The organism is Neorhizobium sp. DAR64860/K0K1 (assembly GCF_050500205.1).
In the GTDB taxonomy this organism is placed as follows: Bacteria; Pseudomonadota; Alphaproteobacteria; order Rhizobiales; family Rhizobiaceae; genus Neorhizobium; species Neorhizobium soli.
On the sequence record NZ_CP191459.1, the window covers coordinates 2505443 to 2519009 of the forward strand.

At 62.2% G+C, this 13567-nt stretch carries 11 protein-coding genes; 6 read left to right on the plus strand and 5 right to left on the minus strand.

Annotated features, from left to right (window positions below; translation table 11 throughout):
- The first annotated feature begins 111 nt into the window (after positions 1 to 111).
- Positions 112 to 2031, plus strand: coding sequence for a 1-deoxy-D-xylulose-5-phosphate synthase (gene dxs / locus ACQY1J_RS16870; RefSeq protein ID WP_062453654.1), 1920 nt, complete (start codon positions 112 to 114; stop codon positions 2029 to 2031).
- 103 nt (positions 2032 to 2134) lie between these two features.
- On the opposite strand, the gene ACQY1J_RS16875 is transcribed toward dxs, so the two are convergent.
- Positions 2135 to 3145, minus strand: coding sequence for a DUF4424 domain-containing protein (locus tag ACQY1J_RS16875; RefSeq protein WP_430250377.1), 1011 nt, complete (start codon positions 3143 to 3145; stop codon positions 2135 to 2137).
- A gap of 132 nt (positions 3146 to 3277) precedes the next feature.
- On the opposite strand from ACQY1J_RS16875, the gene ACQY1J_RS16880 reads away from it, so the two are divergent.
- The 3 genes from ACQY1J_RS16880 (at position 3278) to ACQY1J_RS16890 (ending at position 7009) form a co-directional block, all read left to right on the plus strand.
- Positions 3278 to 4027 (plus strand): TlyA family RNA methyltransferase, encoded by a 750-nt coding sequence (locus ACQY1J_RS16880; RefSeq protein ID WP_174195742.1) that lies wholly within the window; start codon positions 3278 to 3280, stop codon positions 4025 to 4027.
- The gene (locus ACQY1J_RS16885) at positions 4024 to 5271 is read left to right on the plus strand and encodes a class I SAM-dependent RNA methyltransferase (protein WP_092661441.1); all 1248 of its coding nucleotides are present in this window, start codon (positions 4024 to 4026) and stop codon (positions 5269 to 5271) included. The genes ACQY1J_RS16880 and ACQY1J_RS16885 overlap by 4 nt, the downstream gene beginning before the upstream one ends.
- Before the next feature lie 133 nt (positions 5272 to 5404).
- Complete coding sequence (locus tag ACQY1J_RS16890; RefSeq protein WP_174195741.1) at positions 5405 to 7009, plus strand: peroxidase family protein; 1605 nt, start codon at positions 5405 to 5407, stop codon at positions 7007 to 7009.
- Positions 7010 to 7026: 17 nt separating this feature from the next.
- On the opposite strand, the gene ACQY1J_RS16895 is transcribed toward ACQY1J_RS16890, so the two are convergent.
- From ACQY1J_RS16895 to ACQY1J_RS16905, 3 genes are all read right to left on the minus strand, one after another.
- Positions 7027 to 7344 carry a hypothetical protein gene (locus ACQY1J_RS16895; protein WP_430250378.1) on the minus strand — a complete coding sequence of 106 codons (318 nt, stop codon included), beginning with the start codon at positions 7342 to 7344 and terminating at the stop codon, positions 7027 to 7029.
- A 92-nt stretch (positions 7345 to 7436) separates the two neighbouring features.
- Positions 7437 to 8192, minus strand: coding sequence for a crotonase/enoyl-CoA hydratase family protein (locus ACQY1J_RS16900; RefSeq protein WP_430251981.1), 756 nt, complete (start codon positions 8190 to 8192; stop codon positions 7437 to 7439).
- Between the two features lie 32 nt (positions 8193 to 8224).
- A complete protein-coding gene (locus ACQY1J_RS16905; protein WP_430250379.1) occupies positions 8225 to 10006 on the minus strand; it encodes an acyl-CoA dehydrogenase in 1782 nt (593 codons plus the stop codon).
- 202 nt (positions 10007 to 10208) lie between these two features.
- Here ACQY1J_RS16905 and ACQY1J_RS16910 point away from each other — a divergent pair, with 202 nt between their 5' ends.
- Entirely contained in the window at positions 10209 to 11219 is a 1011-nt protein-coding gene (locus ACQY1J_RS16910) for a transporter (protein WP_430250380.1), read from the plus strand.
- Between the two features lie 73 nt (positions 11220 to 11292).
- Here ACQY1J_RS16910 and ACQY1J_RS16915 read toward each other — a convergent pair whose 3' ends face one another.
- The gene (locus ACQY1J_RS16915) at positions 11293 to 12537 is read right to left on the minus strand and encodes an aromatic ring-hydroxylating oxygenase subunit alpha (protein ID WP_062453661.1); all 1245 of its coding nucleotides are present in this window, start codon (positions 12535 to 12537) and stop codon (positions 11293 to 11295) included.
- Positions 12538 to 12942: 405 nt separating this feature from the next.
- On the opposite strand from ACQY1J_RS16915, the gene ACQY1J_RS16920 reads away from it, so the two are divergent.
- Positions 12943 to 13563: a DUF6656 family protein gene (locus tag ACQY1J_RS16920; protein ID WP_062453662.1), complete on the plus strand. Its 621-nt coding sequence runs from the start codon at positions 12943 to 12945 to the stop codon at positions 13561 to 13563.
- Positions 13564 to 13567: the final 4 nt, after the last annotated feature.

Below are 13567 nucleotides of genomic sequence, written 5' to 3' on the forward strand. Positions count from 1 at the left end.
GATTAAAACCGCGGCAAGGTTGTCTCCGTGGACAACTTGAAAAAGCCGGTTTCATCCTCATGTTGGGGTGATAGTTGCTTTTGAGAACAAAAGAAGAGAAAGCCAGCCTCCGTGACACCCCTGCCCGAGACGCCGCTGCTCGACACCGTCAAGCTTCCCGCCGACCTTCGCAAGATCGATGACCGCGACCTGCCGAAGCTTGCCCGCGAATTGCGTGACGAGATGATCGACGCCGTCTCCAGGACCGGCGGACATCTGGGTGCCGGCCTCGGCGTCACGGAACTGACGATCGCCATCCACAAGGTGTTCAATACGCCTGACGATCGGCTGATCTTCGATGTGGGCCACCAGTGCTACCCGCACAAGATCCTCACCGGTCGCCGCGACCGCATCCGCACGCTGCGCCAGGAAGACGGTCTTTCGGGCTTCACGCGCCGGGCGGAAAGCGAATACGATCCGTTCGGTGCAGCCCATTCCTCGACCTCGATTTCGGCCGGCCTCGGCATGGCAGTGGGTTCGGATCTCGCCGGTTCGAAGCGCAATGTGATTGCCGTGATCGGTGATGGCGCGATGTCGGCCGGCATGGCCTATGAGGCGATGAACAATGCCGGTGCGCTCGACGCGCGGCTGATCGTCATCCTCAACGACAACGACATGTCGATCGCCCCGCCGACCGGCGCCATGAGCGCCTATCTCGCCCGCCTTGCTTCCGGCCGCACCTATATGGGCATGCGCGAAGTGGGCAAGAAGCTGACCGGCTATCTCGGCAAGAACATCGACCGGGCGATCACCCGTGCGGTCGAACACGCCCGCGGTTATGTGACCGGCGGCACTATGTTCGAGGAGATGGGTTTCTATCACATCGGCCCGATCGACGGTCATTCGTTCGAGCATCTTCTGCCGGTGCTGCGCAATGTGCGCGACAATGCCAAGGGCCCGGTTCTGATCCATGTCGTCACGCAAAAGGGCAAGGGTTATCCGCCCGCCGAAGCTGCGGCCGACAAGTATCACGGCGTCAACAAGTTCGACGTCATCACCGGCGCGCAGGCCAAGGCCAAGCCAAATGCGCCGTCCTATACCAGCGTGTTCGGCGACGCCCTCGTTCAGGAAGCCGGTTTTGACGACAAGATCGTCGGCGTGACTGCCGCGATGCCGAACGGCACGGGGCTGGACAAGCTGCAGCTTGCCTTTCCGAACCGCACATTCGATGTGGGCATTGCCGAACAGCATGCCGTTACCTTTGCGGCCGGACTTGCGACGGAAGGCTTCAAGCCGTTCTGCGCGCTCTATTCCACCTTCCTGCAGCGCGGTTACGACCAGGTTGTCCACGACGTGGCGATCCAGGGTCTGCCGGTGCGTTTTCCAATCGACCGCGCCGGTTTTGTCGGCGCTGATGGGCCGACCCATGCGGGTTCGTTCGACACGACCTTTCTTGCCACGCTGCCCGGCATGGTCGTGATGGCCGCCAGCGACGAGGCTGAACTGAAGCATATGGTGCGCACCGCCGCAGCCTATGACGAAGGCCCGATCTCGTTCCGCTATCCGCGCGGCGAAGGCGTCGGCATCGAGCTGCCGGAACGCGGCCAGATCCTCGAGATCGGCAAGGGCCGCGTCGTCAAGCAGGGTTCGAAAGTCGCGCTTCTGTCGTTCGGCACGCGCCTCAAGGACTGTCTGCTGGCGTCGGAAGATCTCGATGCCGCCGGTCTGTCGACAACGGTGGCCGATGCCAGGTTTGCCAAGCCTTTGGACCATGACCTGATCCGCCAGCTTGCCCGCCATCATGAAGTGCTTGTCACCATCGAGGAAGGCGCCGTCGGCGGCTTCGGCAGCCATGTGCTGCAGTTCCTCAGCACCGAAGGCCTGCTCGATCACGGTGTGAAGGTTCGCTCGCTTGTCCTGCCCGATGTGTGGATGGAACAGGCAAGCCCCGACGTGATGTACGCCAAAGCCGGCCTCGACCGCGCCGGCATCGTCAAGACGGTGTTCAATGCGCTGGGCAAGACCCAGGTTGGTGTTGGCGCTGCGGGGTAAAGGCCTAAGCCTCGCTCTCATTGCCCGTCCGTCTCGTGACTCAGATGTCGTGCTAGCACTCGGCAGGGCGAGATGAAGACGTTCGTCCGGGCGAGTTTGTTCGTTACTCCCCCGCCGTCAGAAACAGAACATGCAGGTCCTTCTCCGGCGTGAAATCCTCGGCGGTCATCTCGAAGGTGGTCGGGCCGGTTTTCTTGATGTTGTTGCCGCAGAAGCTGACGTAATCCTTGGGGTTGCCCTTGTCGATTGTCAGGCGGAACTTGCCGATGGGGCCGGACCAGTTGGCGCCGGTGGTGAGCACATAGGATAGCCATTGCTCGGTATAGTGCGGGCCGCCCTTGGTGGCTGCGGTTTCTAGCTTTGCGGCTGTCTTCATGAAGCTGTCGTCGATGCAGTAGCGTTCGACATAGCGCGCGTGCTCGTTGGCCGGCTTGACGTTTTCGATGAAGCTCATCGCCACCGTGCCGCCGACGCTGGGTTTGTAGCGGTGGCTAACCTTGACCGTCTTCTGCGCGGGGAACGTCGTCTTCCACCAATAGGCGGAGCGGAGCGTCCATGCCGGTGTGATGTCCTCCTGCCAGCCTTTTCCGGCATCGTAGCGATCGATCCGGACCAGGCCCTTGGCAAGGAAGTCGGCCTTGACGTCATCGGGCAGGGTCTTGAGGGCCTCGGTGGTTCTGTCGCTATAGGGCAGAAGCGGTACCTTGTGGGCGACGAGGTCTTCGGTGCGGTCAATGCCGGTGGCAATGATGCGTTGCTGGAGCTGCGGCTTGATCTCGCGGCCGTCCTGCAGGACCGTGAAGCCGAGGAAGTTGTCGGCTTCCGGGTCGCCATAGGCTATGTCGCTCTGGGCGCCGCCAGTTATGTCCGGCATCGGGAAGGCGATGACGCTTTCGACATCCTTGTCGGTGTCGTTCCTGAAGATGTAGTCGACCCGGACTTCCTCTCGTGAGAGGTGAAGATGCTCTTCGGCCATCGTGATATCGGCGGTCTGGACATAGACGAGGCCGCCGGTCGTCAGTTCCGCCGTCGTATCATTGGCGATAAGCGGCGGTGCAGCCAAAAGCAGGCCGGCCGTCAGCGTGGCCCCGAAAGCGATTGTCCAGCGTCTCATTCATTCCCCTCCCGGTTGGCGCGCCAACAATAGGCAGAAGACGCGAACTATAAAAGACCGGCTGAGGCTTGTCCGGCAGGTCGAAACGCGATTTTGTCTTGCGTGCGGGGCTCGCCCGCGTCATGGGAAGGCATGTCAGACATTCAACAAAGACTTGACCAGCTTCTGGTCACCCTCAACCTCGTCGACAGCCGCTCACGCGCGCGCGACGCGATTGCCCGCGGCACCGTCAAGGTCGACGGTCGCATCATTACCAAATCCGGACAGATCGTGTCCTCGACCGCGCAGATCGAGATGGACGATCCGGCGAGCGCCTATGTGTCGCGCGCGGCGCTGAAACTGGTTGCCGCACTCGATCACTTCAAGCTCGATCCGACCGGCTGCGAATGTCTTGACGTCGGCGCCTCGACCGGCGGGTTTACCGAAATCCTGCTCGCCCGCGGCGCAGCGCATGTGACCGCACTCGATGTCGGCCATGCGCAGATGCATCCGCGGATTGCCGATGATCCGCGCGTCAGCAATATCGAGGGGGTCAACGCCCGCTATCTCGAGGCCGACGATATCGACGACCGGCCGATCGATTTCGTCGTGTCGGACGTGTCCTTCATCTCCATCAAGCTGGCCCTGCCGCCGGCGCTGGAACTGGCGCTGCCGGGCAGCTATTGCGCGCTGCTGGTCAAGCCGCAGTTCGAGGCCGGCCGCGATGCGATCGGAAAGCGCGGCCTTTTGAAGGAGCCGGACACGGCGCCGGCGGTGGCAGCAGAACTGGAACGCTGGCTGGTGGAGGACATGGGCTGGGAAAGCCTTGGCCTGATCCCCTCGCCGATTGCCGGCGGTGATGGCAACGAAGAGTTTCTTCTGGCAGGACGGAAGCCGGAATGAGCACGGTTCACGTCACCATCAACCGTCTCGGCGCACAGGGCGACGGTGTCGCCAATGGCGAGGACGGGCCGGTCTATGTTCCCTATGCTCTTCCGGGCGAAACGCTGGCGATCGCCCGCAATGGCGACCACGGCACGGTCATGTCAACGGGCAACCTTTCGCCGGACCGGATCGAACCGGTCTGTCGCCACTTCGGACCCGATGGCGATGCCTGTGGCGGCTGTTCGCTGCAGCATCTCGCCAAGGCGCCGTATAATGACTTCAAGCGCCAGCTCGTCATCGACGCGCTGAAATCCAAGGGCCTGACGCCCGACGTCAAGGAGACGGTCGAGTGTCATCCGGGCGAGCGGCGGCGCACGGTGTTTTCCGCGCGCAAGACGGAGAAGGAGCTTCTGCTGGGCTACAACCGGGCAGAAACGAACCATATCATCTCCATCGTCGAATGTCCGATCGCCGCGCCCGGCATCGTGGCGCGGCTTGATGCGATCCGCGCGATCGGCATGGCGCTGGCAACCGGCTCGGAGACGTTCCGCATTTCGGTGCTCGAAAGCCTCTCCGGTCTCGATATCGCGGCCGAGGGGTTGAAGCCGCTTTCGGACAAGCAGCGCCGCAAGGTGACCGAGACGGTTCTGGCGCTGAAGGGCATCGCCCGTGTTTCGGCCAATGGCGAAATCGTGCTGGAGCCGCAAAAGCCGGTGATCGATTTCGGTGGCGTCAAAGTTTCTCCTCCGCCCGGTAGCTTCACGCAGGCGACGAAAGAGGCAGAGGAAGCCATGGCGACGCTGGTGCATGGCCATATGGGCAAGGCCAAGCGGGTGCTGGACCTGTTTGCCGGCTCGGGCACATTTGCGCTGCGACTGGCGAGAACGGCACGCGTGCACGCGGTGGAAAGCGACGACAAGGCACTGAAGGCGCTGGACCATGCGGCCCGCAACAGCCAGGGGCTGAAGCCCGTCAGCATCGAGAAGCGCGATCTCTTCCGCCGGCCGCTGATCCCGATGGACCTGAAGCACTTCGATGCCGTCGTCTTCGACCCGCCGCGGGCGGGTGCCGAAGTGCAGGTCAAGGAACTGGCGCGGTCGAACATCAAGACGATTGCTGCGGTCAGCTGCAATCCGCTGACACTGGCGCGGGATCTGAGGATCCTTGTCGATGCCGGGTACCGGATCGTCTCCGTGACCCCGGTTGACCAGTTTCTCTGGTCGCCGCATGTCGAGGCCGTCGCGCTGCTCAGCAAAGTTTGACGCTAGTCTTGACAGAACGCAATTCGGTTGTGCAACCTTGGTTTACAACCTAGCCATAGAGGCGTAGCTTTCCCGTGTCGCATCCAAGGCGGCAAATGACTTGCCGCCAGTGCGATCTCCAAGGGGGGAAAGCATGGCACAGATCGCAATGCATGGGCATGGCGTGCGCGGCATGAAGCCGGAAACGCTGCATTCTTTCGACGGCATCGGTGATCCCGGGAAATTCGGGATCATGTTTCCCAATCTCTTACCGTTTTCGGCAAGCGACGATGCGCTTGCCGCCCTGGCCAAGTCTATGGCGGATAAACTGCTCGACGACGGCAATCCGGAACCGGGCAAGGACAACCCGAATATCCCGGCCGGCTACACCTATCTTGGCCAGTTCATCGACCATGATATTACGCTCGACACGACGCCTCTCGACCAGCAGCATGCCGACCCGAAGGCGACCACCAACTTCCGGACACCGGCGCTCGATCTCGATTCGCTCTACGGCGATGGGCCGGGTATCCATCCCTATCTTTACCAACGCGACGTCGAAACGCTGCAAACTTCCGGCAAACTGTTGATCGGACGGGCAGCGGCGTCATCGGATCAGCAAGGCGCTGCGATCCCCGATCTTCCCAACGACCTTCCACGCAACCAGGAGGGCCACGCGCTCATCTTCGACGAACGCAACGATGAGAACCTGCTGGTGGCACAGACGCATCTGCTGATGCTAAAGTTTCACAACAAGGTGTTCGACAAGGTCGCATCGGAAAGGCCTGACCTCAAGGGCACCGCGCTCTTCAAAGAGGCTCGGCGGATCGTCACCTGGCACTACCAGTGGATTGTGCTGTTCGATTTCGTGGAACGTCTGACCGAGCCCGGCTTGATACAGAAGATCAAGAAGGAGGGTCGGCGGTTCTACCGGTTCAAGCAGCGGCCCTATATGCCCGCCGAATTCGGCGCCGCGTGCTACCGGCTCGGCCATTCGATGGTGCGGGAAAGCTATAGCCACAACCGGGTGTTCAACCCTACAGCCGATAGTCTTGCGAACGCGACGCTCGACCTTCTGTTCCTGTTCACCGGAAAGTCCGGGAACATTACCGGCGAGCTGGCCAACGACCCGGGCGTCGGGTTTGCCGCGCTCCCGTCGAACTGGGTGGTCGACTGGCGGCGGTTCTACGATCTGGATACGCCCGAAGGCGAGAAGGAGACCAATTTCGCCATCAACCACAGCCGGCGACTGGACCCGTTCATCACACCTGCCCTGCACACCCTGCCCGGCGGACCTGGTGATGGCTCGGTTGCATCGCGGGAATTCGACCTTGCCTTCCGCAACCTGCGTCGCGGCGTACAGATCGGACTTCCCTCCGGGCAAGCAATCTGTCGCGCCATGGGTCTTCAGCCACTGACGCCCGAGCAGATTGCCACGGGTCCCGACGGAAAGGCGGCCAAGCAGCACAAGATGCTCGAGGAAACACCTCTGTGGTATTACGTTCTCAAGGAAGCGGAGGTCTTCAACAAGGGAAGACGGCTCGGGCCGATGGCATCCACCATCATCGCCGAGACATTCCTCGGCATGGTGCATGGCGACCACGAGTCGTTCCTGTGGCTGCGCTCCGACTGGAAGCCGGAACTGCCGAGCGACACGCCTGGCCACTTTACGATGGCCGATCTCGTCAAGTTCGTCGGTGACGTCAATCCTCTCGGTGCGGCTGTGCCGCAACCCGCAGAAGAGAAGGTCGACGGCTGACGGCTGGAGGACATACTCTAGTCGTCGAGATCGAGCCTGCCGGTGCCTGTGACGCCGGAGCAGCGGCAGGTACCGCCCACCCGGCCCTCATCGGCCCGGCAGACATAGGGACGGTTGCGGTCGTCGCTCTGGCGCGGCTGCACCACGCATACATAGCGCTGACGGCGTCGGTCGCGCCGGTCCGTCTGCTCGGAAAGACTTTGCTGGCTCTGTATCAGGGTGATCGGCGCGTTCGCTGCATTGGCGGACGCGGCAAATGCCGGCCCAGCAGCGGCGGGCAGGCAGGAGAGGCCAAGAGTTGCAAGAGAAAGCAGGCCGGTCAGGGCTGTACGCATGATGTCCTCCTCGTTTGAGGAGTATCTAGCCACGCTTGCCTTGCGAATGAAGGCGCAGCGCGGCGTGGATGTAACTTTGATGCAACTCAGCGTTAACGTCGCATGAAGGCCTCGAAAGCGGCGCGAGCTTCGGCGCTTTTCAGCCGGGCGGAGAAATGCGTCAGTTCCTCGTCCATGCGGGCGAGCACGTCGTCGCGGGGGCCTCGCACCAGATCGCGGGCGATCTTCAGCGCCTGCGGTGGCTTCGCCGACAGTTTTGCAGCGAGCGCCAGCGTTTCCGGCTCGACGGCCTGCGGCTCGACCACTTTCCACACAAGGCCCGCCTCGCGCGCGGCATCGGCGGAAAAGCCCTCGCCGGCAACAAGCATCGCGAAGGCGCGCTGGTGGCCCATTACCCTTGGCGCCAGAAGGCTGGAGGCTGCTTCGGGCACGAGGGCGAGATCGACGAAGGGTGTCTTGAACAGGCTGCGGGACGAGGCGATCGTCAGGTCGCAGTGCAGGTTGAGCGTGGTGCCGATGCCGATCGCCAGGCCATCGACGCCTGATACCATCGGCTTTTCGGCGAGCGCCAGCGCCCGGATGAAGAGGGCCGCGGCCGGTGGTTCGTCCGTGCCTGAGACCGCGTGGGCCAGAAAATCCGCCATGTCATTGCCCGCGGAAAAGCAGCCTTCGGTGCCGAGAAAGGCGACCGTGCGGATCGTGTCGTCGGTATTGGCGCCTGCGAGCGCCGCCGTCATGCGGTGATACATGGACGAGGTGATCGCGTTCTTCTTTTCCGGCCGGTTGAAGCGGATCGTGAGCACGCCCTCGCAGTCTGCAGGGCGTTCGATCAGGACGTGGTTGTCGATTGATGGAGTGGCGTCGCTCACTGCATTCCTCCTTAGGCAAGCACGATGCGTGCGGCTTCCAGGCTCTCGGCTCCGGCGATGACGCGGTCCTTCAAGGCTGCGGTTTCCGACAGCATGTTTTCGGCCGCAAAGCGGCAGAGCGACACGCGCTTCTCGCCCGATCCGTCTTCCGATGCGACGAGCGCGCCCTTGGCGAGATAGGCCCCGGTCAGGACGAGGCCGAACAGACGCTGATAGGGCGTGGCACCCGCAAGGGCTTGCGCCACGCGGCCCGTGGCCTGCGCTTCCAGCAGCCAGTCGGTCGACGCCTGGAGATCGTCGATCGACGCGGTCAGCCGTTCCGCCGTGCTGCCAAAGCCTGATGCGTTGAGGCTTTCCACTCTCTGCGCAATGTCGCGCAGTTCACCGATGAAGGTCCGCACCTGCGCGCCCTTGGAAAGCGGCAGTTTGCGCAGCACGAGATCGATCGCCTGGATGCCGTTGGTGCCCTCATAGATCGGGGCGATGCGGGCATCGCGCAGATAGCGTGCGGCGCCGGTTTCCTCGATATAGCCCATGCCGCCATGCACCTGGATGCCGAGCGAGGCGACATCGACGCCGCAATCGGTGGCGAAGGATTTGGCGATCGGCGTCAGGAGTGCGGCGCGCTCGACCCAATGGGTGGCCTGATCGCCTTCGAGGTAATGCGACATGTCGATTGCGTGGGCGCAGGCAAAGCAGATGGCGCGCGACCCTTGCGTCAGCGCCTTCATGGTCAAAAGGGTGCGGATGATATCCGGGTGCTGAATGATCGGGCTCATCTGCGGACCAGTCGACCCGGGCGCCCTGCCCTGGGTTCGATCGGACGCGTAGGCGACCGCCTTCTGGGTCGCAGCTTCCGCGATCGCGACACCCTGCATGCCGACGGCGAGACGTGCGTTGTTCATCATCGTGAACATGCAGGCGAGGCCCTGGTTTTCTTCCCCGATGAGATAGCCGATCGCGCCGGTGCCATCGCCGAACTTGCCGTCGCCATAGATCATCGTGCAGGTGGGCGAACCGTGGATACCGAGCTTGTGCTCGATCGAATGACAGATCACGTCGTTGCGCTCACCGAGCGATCCGTCGTCAGCGACCAGGAATTTCGGCACCAGAAACAGCGAAATCCCGCGGGTGCCGGCCGGCGCATCCGGGAGACGGGCGAGAACCAGGTGGATGATATTGTCGGCGGCGTCGTGTTCGCCCCAGGTGATATAGATCTTCTGCCCGAAGACGCGGTAGCTGCCATCGGCGTGGCGTTCGGCGCGGCTCTTCAGCGCGCCGACATCGGAGCCCGCGTGCGGCTCCGTCAGGTTCATCGTGCCGGTCCATTCGCCCGAGACCATCTTTTCGAGATAGGTGGCTTTCAACGTGTCGCTGCCATGGGCAACGAGCGCCTCGATCGCCCCCATCGTGAGCGTCGGCGCGAGCGCGAAGGCCATCGAGGCGGAATTCCACATTTCCAGCGTCGCGACGTTGAGCATATGCGGCAGCGCCTGACCGCCGAACGCTTCCGGTGCCGTCAGGCCGTTCCAGCCGCCTTCGCGCCACTGGCGATAAAGTTGCGGCCAGCCATCCGGCGTCTTCACCACGCCGTCCTCAAGCCGCGCGCCCTGGCGATCGCCTATATCGCCCAGCGGCGCCATTTCGTCGCTGGCAAAGCGACCGGCTTCTGCCAGGATGGCATCGACGAGATCGGGGGAGAGGTCGCCGAACCGGCCGATCTCCAGCGCGTCGGCAAGACCCGCCACATGGTTCAAGGTGAAGGCAATCTCCTCCACGGGTGCCTTGTACATGTCGCTTCTCCCAAATTGACATTTCTTCCGGTCGATGACGCAGGTGCGATCACCGAACTCCCACTGGCTTTTTACGTAAACGTAAACGAGGTTGTCAATCGATCCATCGCGGTTCCGCGGCAGGATACGAGAAAATCCCCGTTGCAACAGGTGTCACACATAGCGCCTAATGAGGGGCGTCATGCTTGCAGGTCTTCAGTCCATGCCTCCGATAAACTCTCCGATTATTCCCGCCACGCCAGGGCTTGTCTGGGCCTATCATTTCCGTCCCGGCGAGGCTGGCACATGCTCAAGGCTTTCGCTGGAGGCGACACCGTCGGAGCTGGCGATCGACACCGGTTTCCTGTGGCTGCATCTCAACCTTGCAGACCTGCGGGTCGGCGCCTTTCTGGAGAATTTTCCAGGCCTTCCGGCGGCCGCAGCGGTCGCGCTCACCACCCATGAAACGCATGCGTCGATCACGCTGGACGAGCAGTCCGTCTATGGTACGCTGATCGATTTCCAGCGGGAGTTCGACAGCGACACCCGCGATATCGGCTGGCTGCATTTTTTCGCCTCCGACAAGGTGATCATCACGACCCGGCTGCAGCCGCTGCGTTCGGTCGACCGGGTGCGGGCCGCGATCGAGAAGAATGCCGGTCGCTACAAAAGGCCGCTCGACCTGTTCGAGACGCTGGTGGCCGAATTCCAGCGCACGATGATCTCGATGGTGATGGAATTTACCGAAGAGCTGAACCTGATCGAGGATTTCGTCTACGACAACGTGCCGCGCGACGAGCGCCGGCGGCTTGCTCCCGTGCGGCGCATGGTGGTGCGGTTGCACCGGCACCTGCGCACGACCCTGTCGCTGATGCGGCGTGCGGCGGCGGCCGACGACGACGATATGCCGCCCGGGTTCGACGATATCGCCTCACGGCTGATCGGCCGGCTCGAAGCCGTCGATCACGATGTCTATGCGCTGCAGGATCGGGCCCGGCTGCTGCACGAGGAAATCGATTCCAAACAGGTATCGGAAACCAACCGGCATCTCTACATACTCTCGATCATGACCGCCTTCCTGCTGCCGCCATCGCTGGTGACCGGCTTTTTCGGCATGAACACGTCGTCGCTGCCGTTTGCCGAGGGTCTGCACGGCACGGCCTTCGCGCTGGGTTTCATGGTGCTTTCGGCGGCAATCGCCTGGTGGCTTCTGAAGCGGACGGGAATTTTCTGAGAGAACGGCAAAACGAAATCAGCCCGCCCGGGCATGCCGGACGGGCTGTCTTGTCGTGCACGGTTTCGCCGGATCAGGCGACGGCGTGGAGCTTCGCCTGATCGCCCTGGAGGCGATTGGTCATGAAGTTCGCGTACCATTCCACGAACTGCATGACGCCGCCTTCATGCGCTTCCGAATAGGGACCCGGCTCATAGGCCGGCGACCGGATGCCGAAGGCATTTTCCTCGACGATCTGGCGGTCCTGGTCGTTGGTCATGTTCCAGACGTGGGTCAGTTCCTCGACCGTATAGTCGACGCCTTCAACCGCATCCTTGTTGACGAGCCATGTGGTGGTGACGGCCGTTTCTTCCGGCCCGATCGGAATGACGCGGAAGGAGATCGCGTGATCGACCAGCATGTGGTTCCAGGTGGTTGGATAGTGGAACATCAGCATGGTGCCGATATGGGAGATCGTCACGTCTTCCGACAGCGCCTTGGCGACCGCCGGCCGGCCGTTCATCGTGTAGCTTTCGGCGTCCTCGATGAGCGGCATGCGGGCGACGCGGTACTGGCCGTCCGTCGACATGTTGAACGTGCTTGGCAGGTTTGCCGCCTCGCAGCGCTGCCAGTGTTCGGAAATGAACGGATCGTCGCCGGCACCCTGCACGCCGGTCGCAGTCGGCGCTTCCGGATAGGTGCGGCAGAGTTCCGGATGATTGGCGGCGCAGTGGTAGCACTCGCGATTGTTTTCCCAGACGAGCTTCCAGTTGCCCTTTTCGATTATCGTGTTCTTGGCAGCGACCTTCGTTTCGGCCAGGCGATGCGGTGCCATGTAGGGCTGGATGGTAGCCCGGACGGGCGCGAAATCGGGTGCCTCGTTGGCAAGGCAGACGAAGATATAGCCGGCGACGGATTCGCAGTGGACAGGCTTCAGGCCGAACTGCTTCTTGTCGAAATCATCGCCCATATGGCGCGCCGACATCAGCGTGCCGTCATGCTGGTAGGTCCACTGGTGGTAGGGACAGACGAGACGGGTCGCAGAACCGCTATCCTTAGTGCAGACGCGGTGACCGCGGTGACGGCAGGTGTTGTGGAAGGCGCGGATTTCGCCTTCGCGGGTGCGCAACACGAGGACCGGATAATCGCCGATCTGCAGCGTCACGTAATTGCCGGCCTTCGGGATTTCGCAATCATGGCCGACGAAAAGCCAGTCGCGATACCAGATCATTTCCAGATCGAGCTTGTAATAGTCCGGATCGATGTAAAAGGGCTGTTCGAGGCTGAAGCCTTCGCGGCGATTGTTGAGCTGCCGCAGAACCTGGCTGTGAATGTCCATCGTGTCTTCCTCGTCAATTCCACTAGCGAAAGACTTGGGGGTTCATGCGGACAGACCTCCTGCCCCCAATCCTACCCCGAACGCCCACCGCGATCGGTCGTCAATCACGTACCCAGACTGGCACCGGATCGGCCGAGGGTTCTCGTCACGCCTGCCGGCTTCCCAATTTAACGCCGTCCCTAGCCGAGGCGACTCCATGAGTTTTGCCGATTTAAGCACTCGCGCTGCCTGTCGCACAGGCGACATTGCGACATCGGAAAACGCATTGACGACGATGGCTCACATGACGGCTCGGGTTTTCCGCTGGCAAGTGGCGGACAGGGTGCTTCTCGCGGTGCGTTGAGACGTAAACCGGCTGTTAAACCGCTCCGGCTAGACTTCTTCTTGCGCGAAGGGGCCAGCCGCATGCAGACGACCGGAAAGCTACGCTATTACGACGCGAACCGGCCGCCACCGCCGGTGTCGGCGCAGGCGCCGACGAGCGCGATCGGGCATTCCGAGTTCCTGCGCACAGGCCGTATCTCCAGGACACAACCGCTGTGGCTGCCCAAGGAGCGCCGTTATCTCACCTATGACGAAGTGGCAGAGCGGACCGGGTTCAAGCTGGAGTCCGCCGGCGAGCGCACGCATCAGCGGATCAACGGCTTCCATCACTCGATCCAGTTCCCGAAAATGGTGTTCCACCGCACGCTGGAGCAAACCCCGCATCTCGGCTATTGCCATGTCACCGCCGCAAGCACCCTGTTTTCGCCGAAGGCGAAGGTGAAATGGTCTTTCTACATCGCCAATTTCCTGGCCGAGATCGGCGATGAGGACGAGTTCTTCAAGCGGGTCAACACCCAGTATTCCCGCATGTATTTCGCGGTGGCGACCGAAAGTGATCCGGATCAGTCGATGAAGATCGACCGCAGCATCCGCAAGAACGGTCTTCTGTTTCGGACCACCGACCCGAAGGAAGCGCTGAAGAACGTGCTGATGCTGGGTGCGCCCGACCAGGCCGTGCGAGCGATCATCAAATCGCTTTAACGCG

Excerpts from the sequence above, each read along its gene's own strand:
- ACQY1J_RS16885 (WP_092661441.1), top strand. The coding sequence starts at position 4,024 with ATGAGCACGGTTCACGTCACCATCAACCGTCTCGGCGCACAGGGCGAC.
- ACQY1J_RS16895 (WP_430250378.1), bottom strand. The coding sequence starts at position 7,344 with ATGCGTACAGCCCTGACCGGCCTGCTTTCTCTTGCAACTCTTGGCCTC.
- ACQY1J_RS16875 (WP_430250377.1), bottom strand. The coding sequence starts at position 3,145 with ATGAGACGCTGGACAATCGCTTTCGGGGCCACGCTGACGGCCGGCCTG.
- ACQY1J_RS16920 (WP_062453662.1), top strand. The coding sequence starts at position 12,943 with ATGCAGACGACCGGAAAGCTACGCTATTACGACGCGAACCGGCCGCCA.
- ACQY1J_RS16905 (WP_430250379.1), bottom strand. The coding sequence starts at position 10,006 with ATGTACAAGGCACCCGTGGAGGAGATTGCCTTCACCTTGAACCATGTG.
- ACQY1J_RS16910 (WP_430250380.1), top strand. The coding sequence starts at position 10,209 with ATGCCTCCGATAAACTCTCCGATTATTCCCGCCACGCCAGGGCTTGTC.
- ACQY1J_RS16880 (WP_174195742.1), top strand. The coding sequence starts at position 3,278 with ATGTCAGACATTCAACAAAGACTTGACCAGCTTCTGGTCACCCTCAAC.
- ACQY1J_RS16915 (WP_062453661.1), bottom strand. The coding sequence starts at position 12,537 with ATGGACATTCACAGCCAGGTTCTGCGGCAGCTCAACAATCGCCGCGAA.
- ACQY1J_RS16890 (WP_174195741.1), top strand. The coding sequence starts at position 5,405 with ATGGCACAGATCGCAATGCATGGGCATGGCGTGCGCGGCATGAAGCCG.